The sequence below is a fragment of the Mycobacterium sp. BMJ-28 genome (assembly GCF_054404835.1).
Window position 1 is genome coordinate 80,777 of the sequence record NZ_CM136783.1, and the last position, 15,835, is coordinate 96,611.

Annotated in this window: 17 protein-coding genes; 6 read left to right on the forward strand and 11 right to left on the reverse strand. The window is 68.9% G+C overall.

Features of this window, described 5'->3' with window-relative positions; translation table 11 throughout:
* Positions 1-26: 26 nt before the first annotated feature.
* Positions 27-842: a HugZ family pyridoxamine 5'-phosphate oxidase gene (locus tag ACXPWS_RS00380; RefSeq protein ID WP_458710538.1), complete on the reverse strand. Its 816-nt coding sequence runs from the start codon at positions 840-842 to the stop codon at positions 27-29.
* 73 nt (positions 843-915) lie between these two features.
* On the opposite strand from ACXPWS_RS00380, the gene ACXPWS_RS00385 reads away from it, so the two are divergent.
* Together ACXPWS_RS00385 and ACXPWS_RS00390 are read left to right on the forward strand one after the other, a co-directional pair.
* Positions 916-2,133, forward strand: a complete 1,218-nt coding sequence (locus ACXPWS_RS00385) for a maltokinase N-terminal cap-like domain-containing protein (RefSeq protein ID WP_458710539.1) — start codon at positions 916-918, stop codon at positions 2,131-2,133.
* 82 nt (positions 2,134-2,215) lie between these two features.
* Positions 2,216-4,006, forward strand: coding sequence for an ArnT family glycosyltransferase (locus ACXPWS_RS00390; RefSeq protein WP_458710540.1), 1,791 nt, complete (start codon positions 2,216-2,218; stop codon positions 4,004-4,006).
* Here ACXPWS_RS00390 and ACXPWS_RS00395 read toward each other — a convergent pair.
* From ACXPWS_RS00395 to ACXPWS_RS00410, 4 genes are read right to left on the reverse strand one after another with little or no spacing between them, the layout of a single operon-like run.
* Positions 3,998-4,294, reverse strand: a complete 297-nt coding sequence (locus ACXPWS_RS00395) for a Rossmann-fold NAD(P)-binding domain-containing protein (protein ID WP_458710541.1) — start codon at positions 4,292-4,294, stop codon at positions 3,998-4,000. The two genes, ACXPWS_RS00390 and ACXPWS_RS00395, sit on opposite strands and share 9 nt — an antisense overlap.
* Before the next feature lie 51 nt (positions 4,295-4,345).
* Complete coding sequence (locus ACXPWS_RS00400) at positions 4,346-5,188, reverse strand: ABC transporter permease (RefSeq protein ID WP_458710542.1); 843 nt, start codon at positions 5,186-5,188, stop codon at positions 4,346-4,348.
* The gene (locus ACXPWS_RS00405) at positions 5,148-5,960 is read right to left on the reverse strand and encodes an ATP-binding cassette domain-containing protein (protein WP_458710543.1); all 813 of its coding nucleotides are present in this window, start codon (positions 5,958-5,960) and stop codon (positions 5,148-5,150) included. Before ACXPWS_RS00405 ends, ACXPWS_RS00400 begins: the two co-directional genes overlap by 41 nt.
* Positions 5,957-6,406, reverse strand: coding sequence for a MarR family winged helix-turn-helix transcriptional regulator (locus ACXPWS_RS00410; RefSeq protein ID WP_458710544.1), 450 nt, complete (start codon positions 6,404-6,406; stop codon positions 5,957-5,959). The genes ACXPWS_RS00405 and ACXPWS_RS00410 overlap by 4 nt, the downstream gene beginning before the upstream one ends.
* A 180-nt stretch (positions 6,407-6,586) precedes the next feature.
* Between ACXPWS_RS00410 and ACXPWS_RS00415 the strand changes: the two genes are divergently transcribed.
* Positions 6,587-7,384: an enoyl-CoA hydratase/isomerase family protein gene (locus ACXPWS_RS00415; protein ID WP_458710545.1), complete on the forward strand. Its 798-nt coding sequence runs from the start codon at positions 6,587-6,589 to the stop codon at positions 7,382-7,384.
* Positions 7,385-7,390: 6 nt separating this feature from the next.
* On the opposite strand, the gene ACXPWS_RS00420 is transcribed toward ACXPWS_RS00415, so the two are convergent.
* From ACXPWS_RS00420 to ACXPWS_RS00445, 6 genes are read right to left on the reverse strand one after another with little or no spacing between them, the layout of a single operon-like run.
* Positions 7,391-8,884, reverse strand: coding sequence for an HNH endonuclease signature motif containing protein (locus ACXPWS_RS00420; protein WP_458710546.1), 1,494 nt, complete (start codon positions 8,882-8,884; stop codon positions 7,391-7,393).
* Positions 8,885-8,916: 32 nt separating this feature from the next.
* Entirely contained in the window at positions 8,917-9,465 is a 549-nt protein-coding gene (locus tag ACXPWS_RS00425) for a nicotinamidase (protein ID WP_458710547.1), read from the reverse strand.
* 10 nt (positions 9,466-9,475) lie between these two features.
* The gene (locus ACXPWS_RS00430) at positions 9,476-10,750 is read right to left on the reverse strand and encodes a hypothetical protein (protein WP_458710548.1); all 1,275 of its coding nucleotides are present in this window, start codon (positions 10,748-10,750) and stop codon (positions 9,476-9,478) included.
* A complete protein-coding gene (locus tag ACXPWS_RS00435; RefSeq protein ID WP_458710549.1) occupies positions 10,747-11,160 on the reverse strand; it encodes a hypothetical protein in 414 nt (137 codons plus the stop codon). The genes ACXPWS_RS00430 and ACXPWS_RS00435 overlap by 4 nt, the downstream gene beginning before the upstream one ends.
* Positions 11,157-11,327, reverse strand: a complete 171-nt coding sequence (locus tag ACXPWS_RS00440) for a hypothetical protein (protein WP_458710550.1) — start codon at positions 11,325-11,327, stop codon at positions 11,157-11,159. Before ACXPWS_RS00440 ends, ACXPWS_RS00435 begins: the two co-directional genes overlap by 4 nt.
* On the reverse strand, positions 11,324-13,150 hold the full coding sequence (locus ACXPWS_RS00445; RefSeq protein WP_458710551.1) for a hypothetical protein: 1,827 nt from the start codon (positions 13,148-13,150) through the stop codon (positions 11,324-11,326). Before ACXPWS_RS00445 ends, ACXPWS_RS00440 begins: the two co-directional genes overlap by 4 nt.
* A 135-nt stretch (positions 13,151-13,285) precedes the next feature.
* Between ACXPWS_RS00445 and ACXPWS_RS00450 the strand changes: the two genes are divergently transcribed.
* The 3 genes from ACXPWS_RS00450 to ACXPWS_RS00460 all read left to right on the forward strand — a co-directional run bounded on the left by ACXPWS_RS00450 (position 13,286) and on the right by ACXPWS_RS00460 (position 15,833).
* Complete coding sequence (locus ACXPWS_RS00450; RefSeq protein WP_458710552.1) at positions 13,286-13,798, forward strand: hypothetical protein; 513 nt, start codon at positions 13,286-13,288, stop codon at positions 13,796-13,798.
* A gap of 92 nt (positions 13,799-13,890) precedes the next feature.
* Positions 13,891-15,126: a glycosyltransferase family 4 protein gene (locus ACXPWS_RS00455; protein ID WP_458710553.1), complete on the forward strand. Its 1,236-nt coding sequence runs from the start codon at positions 13,891-13,893 to the stop codon at positions 15,124-15,126.
* The gene (locus tag ACXPWS_RS00460) at positions 15,120-15,833 is read left to right on the forward strand and encodes a class I SAM-dependent methyltransferase (protein ID WP_458710554.1); all 714 of its coding nucleotides are present in this window, start codon (positions 15,120-15,122) and stop codon (positions 15,831-15,833) included. Before ACXPWS_RS00455 ends, ACXPWS_RS00460 begins: the two co-directional genes overlap by 7 nt.
* Positions 15,834-15,835 lie beyond the last annotated feature (2 nt).

Consider the following 15,835-nt stretch of genomic DNA (forward strand, 5'->3'; position numbering starts at 1 on the left):
ATCGTATTGCACCCTCGTTGGACCGTTCAGCCCTGCCGGGCCCGTCGCGTCAATTCCACTGAGGCCGAACGCAATTCGTTGATCCCGTTGATCGGCGCGGCGTAGCCGGCCCGGGTGTAGGCCATCCCGCGCGGCGTGAGCACCCGCAGATCCAGTCCGTAGCGGTCGGCGGCGGTGCAGGTCGCCGCCGTCGCGTCCGGATACCCGCTGAGCGTCTGGGCGATGGCGGTCAGGGCGTCGGCATGGTCGGCGTTGAGATGGGCGATGGCGCCGGCCGCGTGCGGGGAGACCGGATCGGGTTCGGCGGCCGCGTAGTCGGCGCCGCTGGTGGAGTCCATCCGCCCGTAGCCGCCGACCCAGCGCACCCGCTGCACCTGCAGCACCCACAGGGTGAAGTCGCTGTAATCGATGTAGTACTTCGCCGCAGGCACGGCATCGAGATGCGCCTGCCGGGCGGCCGCCAGGTCGGTACCGGCCGGCCGGGTGACGGTACCGGCCAGAGTGATCCGCCCCGACGCCAGCGGATCCTCCGGCGCGTCCGGCGCCACGATCGAGATGCTGGCGCGCTGATCGCCGGCCAGGTTGCGGCCGTGCTCGGCCATATTGGACACGCACAACACCGGCGCTCCGCCCACCAGGCCGTAGGTGACGAAAGACGCCCACGGGTCGCCCTCGGCGGTGAGGGTGGCCAGGGTGCCGGCATTGGTGGAGGAGGCGATGGTGCGGGCCTCCTCGGCCGCCGACGGCCGGGTCGCGTTGATGACGGGGGTCAGGGCCGGCGGGATGCTCGGGGCATCGCCCGGGTCGCCGTGATCGCGCAGGATAGAGCCGGAATCAGCCACGTCGGCACCATACCCACAAACCTGCGGGGTGTACGAACGTCGGCGGTCGGGTACGGATGGACACGTGGCTTTGGTGAATCTTGCATTCGACGCGTGGCTGCCCGCGCAGCGGTGGTACTCGGGACGTGGCAGACAACTGCGCGCGGTGGTGCCGGCGCAGACGGTGCCGTTGGCCCACGATCTGGAGCTGGCGCTGCTGGACGTCCGTTTCGCCGACGGGCCGTCGGAGCAGTACCAGGTGCTGGTGCGGTGGGGGACCGGCGCGGACGACGCCCGGATCGGGACGGACGGTGACCGCGTCGGATATGACGCGATGGCCGACCCGGCGGCAGCCGGCGTGCTGCTCACCCTGCTCGAGGCCGGCCAGGCCGTCGGACCGCTGACGTTCGTCCGCGAACCGGGTGCGGAGCTCCCCGCGGACCGGGCCGGCCGCCGACTCGGCGCCGAGCAGTCCAACACCAGCGTGGTGTTCGGCAACCAGGCCATCCTCAAGGTCTTCCGCCGCGTCATCGCCGGCACCAATCCCGATATCGAATTGACCCGCGCGCTGACCGGCAACCCGCATGTGACGCCACTGCTGGGCTCTTACCACCTGAACACCGGTGCGCAGTCCTATGCGCTGGGCATGCTCACCACCTTCGCCGCCGGCTCCACCGACGGGTGGGATCTGGCGCTGGCCGCCGCACGCGATCAGACCGCCGACTTCACCGCCGACTCGTACCGGCTCGGTGAAGCCGTCGGGCGCGTGCACACCGCACTGGCCGCGGTGCTGGGCACCTCGAGCGCGGCGTTCCCGGTCGACACCTGGATCCAGCGGCTGCGGGCGGTGGCTGCCGCGGTTCCCCAACTGCGCGACTACGTGCCGCAGATCGAGACGCGTTACCGCGCGCTGACCGACGCACCGTCCACCGTCCAGCGGATCCACGGCGACCTGCACCTCGGTCAGGTGTTGCGCACCCCGGACACCTGGCTGGTGATCGACTTCGAGGGCGAGCCCGGCCAGCCACTGGACGAACGCCGACGCCCGGATTCTGCGCTGCGCGACGTCGCAGGCATGTTGCGCTCCTACGACTATGCCGCGCACGGCGAGCGGGACTGGGTGGACCGCAACTGCGCGGCCTTCTGTGACGGGTACGCCGCCGTCAGCGGCACCGATCCCCGCCGTGACGCGGCGGTGCTGGCCGCTTACGAACTGGACAAGGCCGTGTACGAGGTCGGCTACGAAGCCCGGTACCGGCCGGACTGGCTGCCGATACCGCTGGGCGCCGTCGCGCGGGTGCTGGCCGGGTAGTCCCGGCTCTCCCGTCCCATCCGCAGCCGCCTCACGGCGGGCTCACAGGTTCGCCCACGGTCGCGATGGCTGACTGTTGCGTGTGACCAACCTTCGGGACAGGGCCGTCCTGGCCGCGCTGTTGATCGGCACGGCCTTGCTCTACGTGTGGAACATCACCGTCAATGGGATGGGCAATCAGTTCTACGCCGCGGCCGCGCAGGCCGGTTCGGTGGACTGGGAGGCGTTGCTGTTCGGGTCGCTGGATGCGCACAACTTCATCACGGTGGACAAGCCGCCGGTGTCGCAGTGGGTGATGGGCTTGTCCGGTCAGGTGTTCGGGTTCAGCAGTGCCAGCATGTTGGTGCCGGAGGCGCTGATGGCCGTCGGTGCGGTCTGGTTGGTGTACGGGGCGGTGCGCAGGATCAGCGGGCAGTGGGCCGGCGTGCTGGCGGGGACCGCTCTGGCCCTGACGCCGGTGGCGGCGTTGATGTTCCGGTTCAATAACCCCGACGCGGTGATGGTGCTGCTGATGACGGCGGCCGCCTACTGCGCGGTGCGGGCCCTGGGTGAGCGTGGCGCACGCTGGATCGCCCTGGCCGGGGTGGCGTTGGGGTTCGCGTTCCTGGCCAAGATGCTGGAAGGCCTGATGGTGCTGCCCGCGATCGGGCTGGTCTATCTGGTGGCCGCAACCGGCTCGCTCCGGCGGCGGTTGCTGCACCTGCTCGGCAGCCTCGCGGCATTCCTGGCCTCGGCGGGGTGGTTCGTCCTGCTCACCCTGGTCTGGCCGGCGTCGACGCGGCCGTATCTGGCCGGTTCCACCGACAACAACTTCATGAACCTGGTGCTGGGCTACAACGGCTTTGCCCGGGTACTGGGGCGGCACAACTCGACCAGCTTCGGGTCGATGGGAGTTCAGGGCAGCGGCTTCGGCGACTGGGGCACTCAGTCCCAGGGTGCGACAAGGCTTTTCAACGGCGAGTTCGGCTTCGAGATCGGCTGGTTGCTGCCGGGGGCGCTGCTGGCCATCGTGCTGGTGTTGGTGGAACGCGGCCGGGCGCCGCGCACCGATCGGGTCCGCGCGGGTGCGGTGTTGTTCGGCGGCTGGATCCTGGTGGACGGATTGGTGCTCAGTCTGATGCACGGAACCGTGCACGCCTATTACTGTCTTTCCCTGGCGCCGGCGGTCGCCGCGATGTTCGCCATCGGCGCGCGCCAGATGTGGGTTGGGCGCGAAAGATGGTTCGGCAGAATCGGGTTGACCGTGCTTCTGGCCGGCACCGCGGCCTGGGGCTGGTGGTTGCTGCAGCGGAACGCGCACTGGCTGCCCGGCATCCGCTGGGCCGTGCTGGCGTTGGCGGTCGCGGCGCCGGCGTGCTGGGTGCGCAGGCCCGCGGTGGCGCGCGGTGCCCTGGTGCTCGCGCTGGGTGCCGCGCTGCTCGGGCCCGCGGCCTATGCCGTGGCCACCGTCGCGAACGCGCACCAGGGTGGCGGTCCCACCGTCGGCCCGCACCGAACGGGTAAGGACACCGGAATGTGGGGCCGCGACGGCGACTCCCCGCAGCTGCAATCGTTGTTGTCGGGCAGCCCGGCGCCGTGGTCGGCGGCCGTCGAGCGCTCCGCGAGCGCCGCGGCCCTGGAACTGTCGACGCATACCGCCGTGATGGCGATCGGCGGCTTCTCCGGCACCGATCCGGCTCCGACGCTGGCGCAGTTCCAGGACGACGTGGGCCGCCACCAGATCGGGTACTACCTGATCGAGAAGGCATCGGGGCACGGCCCGTCGCTGAACACCCGCAGCCACAGCGACATCACCCAGTGGGTGGCCGCACACTTTCCCGCCACGGTCGTCGGGTCCACGACGGTGTACGACCTGTCGACACCGTCACGCTGACAGCGGCAGCGGCAGTTCGGCGGGTCGGAGCACCGAATCCACCCGGCCGAAGCGGGCTTTCGCCTTGGCCAGCACCAGGTCCAGCTGGCAGTCGGCGGCGGCCAGCAGCAGCAGGCGCTCGGCATGCTGGCCGTGCAGGATGCGCACCAGGGCGGCGGCCTGCCTGTCGGTGGCCACCACCCGGCAACCGTCGGCCAGCAGGGCGCGGGCGGCGCGGTAGCCCGCCGCCGTGCCTGCGTCCAGCACGACGACGACTCTGCCTGGGCTGTAACGGTTATCGGTGTTCATGACTCGAGTCAACGCCGCCAAGCTGGGTGCCCGATATGCGACGGATATGTCTTAACGCACCAGGCGGCGTAACAGCGCCGACGCGGTGGCCACGCCGAGGACGGCCGCGGTGAGCAGCACCGCCATGTCGAGCCAGCCGTTGGTCGGTGTGCCGATCAGCAGGCCGCGCAACGCATTCACCTCGTAACTCAGCGGATTCACCGCCGACAGCCAACGCAACCACTGCGGCATCACGTCGACGGGGTACAGCGCGTTGGAGGCGAAGAACAGCGGCATGGTGATGGCCTGGCCGATGCCCATCAGCCGGTCCCGCTGGCGCACCAGGCCCGCCAGCGACATGGACAGGCAGGCGAAAAACGCCGATCCGAGCACCACCACGACCATCGCGCCGAGGATGCGCAGCGGGTTGACGGTCATGTGCACGCCGAGCAGATAGGCCAGCAGTACCACGCCGATCACCTGCACCACCGAGCGCACACCGGCGGCGAAGGCCTTTCCGGTGACCAGCGCCGACGGTGGCGCGGGGGTGACCATCAGCTTGGCCAGGATGCCCGCATCGCGGTCCCAGATGATCTGGATGCCATAGAAGATCGAGATGAACAGTGCGGACTGGGCGATGATGCCGGGTGCCAGGAATGCCAGATAGTCGACGTGCCCGGTGTCGATGACGCGCAGCCGGCTGAAGGTCTGGCCGAAGATCAGCAGCCACAGCGCGGGTTGCACCATCCGGGTGAACAGCTCGGTGCGGTCGTGCCGCAGTTTCTGCAATTCGACCAGGGCGAAGGCGCCGATCCGCAGGGTCAGGCCGCGCAGCCGGCGCCAGCCGCGGGGTGCCCTGATCAAGGTGAGAGTTTCAGCCGACACGGCGCGCCGTCCGTCGTGCGGCCTTGACATCGCGCAGACCCGAGGAGGTGGGCTCGTCGAGGTCGGATCCGGCGTAATGCCGGAAGACGTCTTCCAGTGTGGCGGTGGGGCTGACGGTCGCCTTCAATTCCGCCGGGGTGCCGACGGTCTGCAGACGGCCATGGTGCATCAGCGCCACCCGGTCGCACAGTGCATCCGCCTCGCCCATGTAGTGCGTGGTCAGCAGCACCGTCATGCCGAACTCCGCCTTCATCCGGCCGACCTGCTCCCACACGCTGTCCCGGGCGATCGGGTCCAGGCCCACCGTCGGCTCGTCGAGCAGCAGCAGCGACGGCCGGTTCACCAAGGCCTGCGCCAGTTCCAGCCGCCGGACCATGCCGCCGGAGTAGGTACCCGCCACATTGTCGGCGACCTCGGAGAGTTGCATGGCGGCCAGTGCCCCGGCGACCCGATCGGCCCGTTCCCGGCGGGGCACGTCGTACAGCCGGGCGAACAACTCCACATTCTGCCGGCCGGTCAGCGCCGCCTCGATGGAAAGCTGTTGTGGCACATAGCCGATGTTGAACCGGATATCCATGGTGTCGCGACGGGAATCCAGCCCGAAGATCCGCACGTCACCGTCCTGCACCGGGGTGAGTGTGGTGAGCACCCGGATGACGGTGGTCTTGCCCGCACCGTTGGGGCCGAGCAGGCCCATGGTCTCGCCGGTGCGCACCTGCAGATCGAGTTCGTGCACGGCGGTGAACTGGCCGTAACGGTGGGTGAGCCGGCGGCACTCGATCGCCGGAGGTGTGTCGGTCATGACTGCCTTTCCTGGAGTATCCGGGTCAGTTCGGCGATGACGGTCAGCCCTTTCGCCAAGTCGTCGATCTGGGCGGGAGCGAGCTCGTCGAGAGCGTCGGCGATGGCGGCGCGGCGGGCATGACGGGAGTCGTCGGCGATGCGCTGGGCCGGCGCCGACAGTTGCAGTCGGCCGATCCTGCGGTCGGCGTCGTCCACCGCCCGGATGAGCAGGCCGTCGGAGGCGAGTTTGGAGACCAGGGTGGACGCGGTGTTGGCGGCCAAGCTGAGTTCGGCGGCGGCCTCCCGCACCGAGATGTGCGGTTTGCGGCCGACCAGGCGCAGCAGTTCGACCTGGGAATGGGTCAGTCCGGAGCGGTCGAAGCCGGCGCCGCCGGTGGACCGGCGCAGCTGCCGGCGGAACCGCCCCACCACGCTGAACAGTTCGGTGACCAGATCGGCATCCACCGTGACATATTACCTCTGTTACAGAGGTTTCTGCATAACCGCGCTCCGGCGCGCAATTACCTTGTGGGACAGTCGCTCAGCGACGACGACCACCACCATCACCAGGGCGACGTCATATTGACGAGCCAAGCGATGCGCCGTTCCGCCCGCGCCGTATCCAGGCTGCTCCATGATGGTGCGGTGGATGGATACCGGACCTTGCTGCTCGATACCGACGGCGGAGTCGCGGTCATCACCCTGAATCGACCACAGCGGCGTAACGCGATCGGTGACGGCATGCGCGAGGAATTGGCCGACGCCTACCGCCGCTGCGATGCCGATGACACGATTCGCGCCGTGGTACTCACCGGCGCACCGCCGGCATTCTGCTCGGGGGCCGACCTGGGCGCCGGGGACCGCACCTTCACCGAACCCGGCCCGGGATTCAGCGCCGCGGGTATCGACGTGCCGGCATGGAGCCTGGACAAACCGGTCATCGCCGCCGTCAACGGCCACGCCATCGGGCTCGGGCTGACGCTGGCACTGCAGTGCGACATCCGGATCTTCGCGGCGGATGCCCGCTACGGTGTCGTGCAGGTGCGCCGCGGCGTGGTAGGCGATGCCTATTCGCACTGGGTGTTGCCGCGACTGGTGGGGATCTCCAGGGCGGCGGAAATCCTGTTCACCGGAGCCACTTTCGATGGACGGCGGGCGGTGGAGCTCGGCCTGGGCAGCAGGGCGCTCGACGCCGCGGAGGTACTGCCCGCCGCCCTGGCGGTCGCGCGCGATATCGCCGTCAACACCGCGCCGATGTCGGTGGCCGCGAGCAAACGGTTGCTGTGGGATTCATTCGGGCTGACCCGGGATCAGGTCGGCGCCCGGGAGACCGCTATCCACCTCGAGGTGATGGCCCACGACGATGCCCGCGAAGGTGTGCGCGCGCACCAGGACCGACGGGCCCCGCGGTGGACGGGACGCCCGGTGGATCCGACGCGCTGAGTTCCTCTAGAACGGTGGCGATTGGGCGTTCTCGTCGAGGGTCTTCTGGTTGAGCCCGCGTTCGGCGTTGATGCGGGCTGTCTCGCTTTGGGCTCGGGTGCGGCGGCGCTGCGGCATGGCCAGGCCGCGCCCGCGGGTCGGCTGGACCGAGGCCGTCAGTGGGGGTGGTGTGTGAATGGGTCTGTCCGGGAACAAGATCCGGCTCAAGGGCACCGTGTTGTAGCTGTGGCCGGTGGGATTGATCCAGGTATGGGTGCCGTCGGGGTGCTGGGTGTCGGTCCAGTCGCTGAATGTTTTGAGCAGATGGTGGGTGCGGCATTTGGCGGACAGGTTTCCCGGGTGGGTGGCCCCGGCCGGCCAGGGCACGGTGTGGTCGAGATCGCAATGCTGGGCGGCCCGGTTGCAGCCGGGAAACGTACACGTCAGGTCGCGGGTGCGGACCCACGCCGCGAGTGTGGCAGAGGGCCGGTAGCGCGGCTCGGCGGGTAGATCCGGCGCGGAAGCCAGCGTCTTGACCCGCGCCCCGGTGGCGATGAGTTCGGCGACCAGCGGGGCCGGCAGCGCACCGCCACCCAGGAGCACCCCCGGGGAACCGGTGACCGCGGCCGGGGTGCGCGGTCGACCCTCCTCGCCGTTGATGGCCGGATCCCGCGGTGCCGGGGCGGAACCCGGTCCGGTGGTTTCTGTGGGGGCAGCCGGCACCGTATCGGTGAGCACGTACACCGTCACGGCGGCGGAACGCGGATCGGTCCCCGCGGCCGGGCAGTCCGGGTCCCCGCACAGACACGTCAACCGGTCGATGTTCGGGTCGACACCGAGCAACCCCATGGCGTCGGAGCGGCGTTGCCGCGCGGTGCGCGGATCACCGTCACAGACGGTGTGTGCGATCGCGTTGAGGCGGGCGTTCAGGGCATTCGCGTCGGTGGCCAACAGCCGCCCCCAGAACGAGACGGTGCCGGCCGGGTCGGCCTCGTCGCCGAATTCGACGAACCGTGAGCGGGCGGCGCTGCGCGCGCAGTGCACCGCGGCGGGATCGAACTTCTCGATCCATACGTCGATGGCGTCCTCGGTCTTCTTCTGCGACAACACCCCCAGGGTGGGGGCGATGCCGGCCAGCGCGGCGTCGACCAACGCCAACGCATCCTCATCGGTGACCAGCCGGGTACGCCAGGTGATCGCGGCGGCAGTCTTGGCCGAGATCTCGCCGTGTTCCAGCAGCGCACCGACTTTCGGCAAGCGGTCTCGCAGCGCCACCGCGATACGCATCTGGCCCGAGGCGGCCTGACGTGAGAGCCCGCATGCGGCGGACACTTCCGCGGCGGCGCACTCCCAGCCGTCCAACGCTGCGTGCACGATCGCGTCATCCTGGTCATCGCAGTGGCGGGCAACCGCCTCGGCGATCACCGCCAACCGCGCACCGGCGGCCACCGCCTCGGCGCGGGTGGCTGCCCGCAACGCATCGATCAACTCGGCATCGCCCAAGCCGACCAAATCGAACATGCGTTCGAGTCTATCGGGACCCTATGACACGTTCAGACGACCTCGACGCCGGCCGCACGCAGCGCCGCGATGGCGTCATCGGTGCTGGTCGGCGCCACCCCCGCGGTGAGATCCAGCAGCACGCGGGTACGGAAACCCTCGGCCGCGGCGTCGGTGGCAGTGGCCTTCACGCAATAGTCAGTGGCGATCCCGACCACATCCACTTCGTCGACACCACGGGCGCGCAGCCAAGAAGCCAACCCGGTCCCCGATGCGTCCGCACCTTCGAAACCGCTGTAGGCCGCGGAGTACTCGCCTTTGGTGAACACCGCCTCCACCGCCGACGGATCGAACTGAGGGTGGAACTCGACGCCGGGCGTGCCGACCACGCAATGGCGCGGCCAGGACACCTGAAAATCGGGCGTGTCCGAAAAATGCGATCCCGGATCGATGTGGTTGTCCTTGGTGGCCACCACATGGTCATAGCCGTGGGCACTCAACAAGGTGGTCACGGCCCTGGCGACGTCGGCCCCGCCGGCCACGGCCAGCGATCCGCCCTCGCAGAAGTCCCGCTGCACGTCGACGACGATCAAGGCCCGCATACCGAAAAGCCTAACCGCCGAACAACAGGTACAGACCGGTAAAGGTGTAGCCGACCATCACCAGCATCATCGCCAATTGCCCGGTGAGCTGATGCCGCTTCGGCAGCACGCGCAGCGCACAGTCGTGAGCGGCGATCACTCCGGCGATATGGCCGATGACGACGAACAGCACCTTGGTGGTGGCCAGTACCGAAGGATGCAGGGACAACACGTAGTACACGTGCGCGTCGTGCATCCCGAGCAGCGCGTAGAAGGTTCGCTGGCCCTTCTCCACCAGATAGGTCAAGTAGTGCGCGAACACGTAGCCGATGACGATGGGGATGAGCGAATGCGCCATGATGCCCGGCAGCCGGCGGCGCAGGTCCGCGTCCACCCCGCCGGTGGCCCGCGCCGCCAGGCTGAACGTCACGGCCACGGTGGTGACGAACACCGCGAGCCCGACGGTCTTGAAAGCCGTTGGCTGCCAGGTGCCCGAGGTGTGGGCGTCGACGAACCCACGCCACGCCGGCGTCGCCGAGAAACTATCGAAGGCCGTCGAGCCCAGCAGCACCGCGAGCACCGTCACCGTCGCCGGCCGGATCGGCAACGTGGGCAGATGGTGGAACGGATTGCCGACGGCGATCTGTCCGTCGGCGTTGCGGCGCACCGGGGCGCACCGCGACGCCACCACGCTGTACACCTCGAACGGGTCGGCGTGCGAGCACCAGCGGGTGCCGAACGCCAGTGCACCGCCCAGTGTCACGCCGAGGTAGATCAACAGCCAGATCTTCACGGCGCCAAGCGAACCCGGGTCGGGGCTGGCCAGCTCGAGCCAGACGAAGGCGAACAACCCGGCGGCCGCGGGCCAGTAGCCCAGGCGGGCAGGGTAGGAATCGGCGCGCACCCGGACCAGCCGCGCCAGCGTGCGCACCGGCGACAGCACCCGCCAGACCGGCCCGAAAAGCACTGACAGTGCCACGATTCCGACCCACAGCAGCACATAGAAGACGCCGGGCAGCGCATTCGACGAGTTCTGCGGACCGAGAGCGGCGGCGGCCGCCACCCACGCCGCAAACGCCAGGCCCAGCAGGCCGACCGCCCAGCGGGTGACACCCGAGTCGACCGCCGAGGTCACCCAGCGTGGCAACGCCCGCCCCGGAGTCTGAGGATCGAAGCGAGGTTCACGCCACGCCAGCGCCACCACCGCGAAGGTGAAGGTCAGTGCCCACGCCGCGCCGATCAGCGCGTAGGTCAGCGGGATCGGTAGATCGGTGGAACCGCCGAGCCCGTGAGCCAGTACCGTCACTGCACCGTGATGGTCGCGACGGTCTTGTCCAGGTGGTGCAGTTCGACGTCGACTTTGCCCGGCACGTCCACGGTGAACTGGAACGCCTGGCCGTTTTCCGGCTTGATGTCGAAGGTGTGCTCGGGATTGGAGTGCACATGCAACTGGTCGGCGGCGTCACTGTTCACCCGGACGATGATCGGCTGCTTGACCTTCGCCTGCACCTGCTGGTTGGTGGGCGAGACATTGCCGCCGGCGACGGCGACGTCGATGACGACGCGCTCCGGCGGGGCCTGCTGATCGGTCATCTCCGGAGCGGCCGTTCCCGTGCTCGAGGCCGTGCTGGAGTCATCCGGTGATGTCGAACTGCCGCAGCCGGCCACCAGCAGGGCCACCGCCGCCACGGCGGTGAGTGTCTTCAGTAGCGTCACGCTGAACCATCCTCGTCGGTCGAACCTGCGTTCTCGCTGTCAGACTCGCCATCGTCACCCGCGCGCCGGTCGCGCATGGCCACCCACGCCACCACGCCGGCCACCACGACGGCCGGGGCGAACGCAGGCAACGCCAGCCAGAGCGAGTGGTCGGCGAGAACGGTCACGGCTGCCCGACGGGTTCCCGGGTCTGCGCCGTGCTGTGCTCCTCGCGTGAATTGATCCGTCCCGCACCCCAACTCAGCAGCGCGACCAGGATCAGCGAGCACACCAGCACCACCAGGGACGCCGCGCTGTACAGCCAGGACGGCACGTCGAGATTGCGCTCGCGCTGCAGCACCTTGATCTCCTCGGAGAAGCTGCGCGTTGTCGAGGCCAGGGCCGGGGTCTCCTCGGCGCCGATACCGGGATCGGCAGGAAGGAAGACCGGGACGGCGGCCATGGTCCGGCCATCCTGCACGCGCAGCACCGTCTTCCAGGTACCCCAGACCGGGATGGGCCGGGTGGAGCGGTAGTGGCCGGGACCGACCCGCTCGAGGTGGTCTATCACCAGTCCGCGGTCATGCTCGAGCTTGCCCTGCCAGGCCAGGATCGACACCCATTCCGGGTCGTCACCGATCAGGTTCGCCGGGGTGATCTGGATATCGGCATTCGCCAGGCGTTGACCCTGATCGGAAGGCACATCGGTGAGGGTGATCTGTGCGCTGGCGTTCTCCGGGACGGTGACATTCAGCCCGTTGGCGATGGCGCCTCCGATGATCAGCACGGTGGCGGTCACGACGGCGATGCCGACCGGGCGCCGCGGCAGCTTCTGGCCGGTCAGGACGATGGCCAGCAGCGCGCCGCACATCCCCATCGCGATGGCGACCGGGATCGACATCGCCAGCGCCTCACCCCACATGCTCTGCGGCCACGGATTGCGGAAGACGGCGTCGACCCAGAACGATTCCAGCCACATGCCGACGGATCCGATGCCCAGACCCGCGACCGCGCCGAACAGGATGGGCCGCTTGACAAGTGGGGTCAGTCCGATGAGTTCCACGACGACGGCCGCCCCGAGATAGAGCGCGAACCAGCTGTGCGGCGCACCCAGTACCGGGCCGACCACGAAGGCGACCAGGCCGCGGATCAGCAGGGCGAAGGCGATGGCGCCGAAGGTGGCGAAGCGACCGAGGAACAGTCGGGTGACGACCAGGGACATGGCCGCGGCTGCGGCGATCAGCATGGGGTGCAGCACCAGCCGGAACTGCTCGACGCCGAAGTCGTATTCGACGGGGAACACCGAAAGGCCGATCACCAGGCCGCCGCACGCCAGGTAGGCCAGGATGCTGCGGCGCTGAGTGGGCGCGCCGCCGCCCATCGCGATATCGCCCTCGCGCGTCAGCAACAGGGTGGCCACCAGTGACAGGCCCGCCCCGCCGATCAACATCAGGTGGGTGGGACCCCAGAGGGTGACGTCCTGGCCGAAGATGCGGTGCCAGATGTCATCCAGCGGGAAGCCGATCAGGGCGTACAGGCCGCAGCCGGCCATCAGGATGCCGCCGACCGGCGCGTACCAGGTCCGGGTGATCTTCACCGCGGCCGGGCCGGGTTTGTCGTAGGGCAGGATGATCGACAGCGAGCCCGCGATGAACAGCAGGAACAGTCCGACCAGGATGAAGTAGTGCGCCGGGTTGGCCAGCGGGCCGGCGTCGCGGCCCTTGCCGATGTGCAGGCTGACATCCCAGATGAAGCCGAACATCGCGCAGATGATCGTCGAGGTGAACAGCAGCGCGGGCAGGGCGACCCAGGGCGGCCGGTTCATCTTGCGCCCGGCCAGCTCGGCCAGGTTCTGCAGCCAGGTGATGCGGCGCTGGCGGTGCAGGTACCCGATCCACAGCAGCCCCGCGGTGATGATGGCGGTGGCCACCGACATCCCGATGACCTGGTCGAGGGCCGCGCCTCCACCCTCGGCCCCGGCCGCGGCCAGCACAGAGATGTGTCCTGCCATTTTCCACCCCGTTACATCGAAGAGCCTGTGCCTACTCGCCGGTAATGTTGTCAGAAAGCTGTATCCGAAACCAGGGGTACCGGTCGCGTTTATGAGGGTAGGCAGTTTGCTGGCGCCGCGGCTAGCCTCAATTCGATGAAACTCGCCGGCCTGCGCCAGCGCGACGGTGTCACATGTGGACCGACCGTGGCGGTGGTGGCGGGGGCGATGCTGGATCCGGCCTACCGGGCCCGCTTGGACACCCCGGACTGGTTCGACGCCGAGCAGGACCGGGTGCACCGGTTGGTCAACCGCTTCTGGCCGCGCCGGCTGGGCACGACGCCATCCGGCGTGGTGCGGGCCATCAACGCGCACAGCCCGGTCCGGTACCGGTGGCGGTTGTTCGGCGGCCTGTGGCCCGGCGCCGGCGACGGCCTGGCCGATGTGCTGGCCGCGGTGCGGTCCGGCCGTCCGGTGGCGATGCTGGTCGGCCGGTTCGTGCCCCGGCACTGGGTGCTGCTGGTGGGCGCGGGCGAGGGCCGATTGCAGAGCTATGAACCCAGTTCCGGACAGGTGCGCGAGCTCGACCTGACGGCGGTCCGGCGCGGTGGGCTGACCGGCCTGGGTTTTCCCACACCGTTTGCCTTCGTGCTGCCCCGGAGGGCATGACGGTCCGGCCGCGTTGCGTCTGCTAGCTCGTCAAACTATAGTCTGGACACATGTCCAGTGTGTCCCGCCGCAGTTCAGCGGAGTGAGCTGACGTGCGTATCGCCCTGCTGTCCTATCGGAGCAAGACGCATTGCGGCGGTCAGGGCGTGTACGTGCGCCACCTGTCCCGCGGTCTGGTGGAACTCGGCCACGACGTCGAGGTGTTCTCCGGCCAGCCCTATCCCGAGGGACTCGACCCCCGCGTCCGGCTGACCAAGGTGCCCAGCCTGGACCTCTACCGCGAGCCCGACCCGTTCCGGGTGCCGCATCCCCGCGAGATCCGGGACCACATCGATCTGCTGGAGCTGTTCACCATGTGGTCGGCCGGCTTCCCTGAGCCGCGCACCTTCTGCATGCGGGTGGCCCGGATCCTGGCCGAACGCCGCGCCGAGTTCGACGTCGTGCATGACAACCAGAGCCTGGGCAGCGCCCTGCTCGGGATCGCGGGGCAGGGGATGCCGTTGGTGGCCACCGTGCACCACCCGATCACCCGGGACCGCCTGCTGGACGTGGCCGCGGCCAGCTGGTGGCGCAAGCCGCTGGTACGCCGCTGGTACGGATTCGCCGAGATGCAGAAGCGGGTCGCGCGCCGGATTCCCGAACTGCTGACGGTGTCGACGACCTCGGGCGCCGACATCGCCGAGGACTTCGGGGTGTCCGGTGACCAGCTGCATGTGGTGCCGCTGGGCGTGGACACCGCGCTGTTCCGGCCGGCCGAAGTGCGGGTGCCCGGCCGCATCATCGCGATCGCCAGTGCCGACGTGCCGCTCAAGGGGGTCAGCAATCTGTTGCACGCGGTGTCCCGGCTGCGGGCCCACCACAATCTGGACGTCCAGTTGGTCTCGAAACTGGAACCCAACGGGCCCACCGAGAAGCTGATCGCCGAACTCGGTATCTCCGATATCGTGCACAGTTCCAGCGGCCTGCCGGACGACGAGCTGGCCGGACTGCTGGCATCTGCCGAGATTGCCTGTATCCCATCGCTTTACGAGGGTTTCTCGCTGCCCGCCGTGGAGGCGATGGCCAGCGGAACGCCCATCGTGGCCAGCCGGGCGGGTGCGCTGCCCGAGGTGCTGGGCGACGCGGGTGAATGCGCTCGGCTGGTGCCGCCAGGCGATATCGACCAGCTGACCGCCGTGCTGGGTGAGCTGCTGGACTCGCCGGCTCAGCGCCGGATGCTGGGCGCGGCCGGCCGACAGCGGGCGTTGGACGTATTCAGTTGGGAATCTGTTGCCGCCCAGACGGTTTCAGTGTACGAGAAGGCAATCGAGAGGACGAAGTCGTGCTGACCGTCGACTATGACCGGCTGGGCGTCGGACCCGGAACATCGGTGATCGACGTCGGCTGCGGAGCGGGCAGGCATTCGTTCGAGGCCTATCGGCGGGGTGCGGACGTGATCGCCTTCGACCAGAGCGTCGAAGACCTCAACGACGTCGACGCCATTCTGACCGCGATGAAGGAGCAGGGCGAGGCCCCGGCCGGCGCCCGGGCCGAGGTGGTCAAGGGCGACGCCCTCGATCTGCCCTACGCCGAGGGCACCTTCGATGTCGTGATCGCCTCGGAGATCCTGGAGCATGTGCCCGCAGACGATGCGGCGATCGCCGAACTGGTGCGGGTACTCAAACCCGGTGGCACGCTGGCGGTGACGGTACCGCGCTGGCTTCCGGAGAAGGTGTGCTGGCTGCTGTCGGATGAGTACCACGCCAACGAGGGCGGGCACATCCGGATCTACCGCGCCGACGAACTGCGCGACAAGATCACCTCGCGCGGCCTGAAACTCGCCCATACCCACCACGCGCACGCGTTGCACGCCCCCTTCTGGTGGCTCAAATGTGCTGTCGGGGTGGACAAGCCGAAGCACCCGGCGGTGACGGCGTATCACAAGCTGTTGGTCTGGGACATGATGAGCCGGCCGTGGCTGACCCGCACCGCCGAAGAAGTGCTCAACCCGCTGATCGGTAAGAGCGTGGCCCTGTACTTCGAGAAGCCCGCCTGATT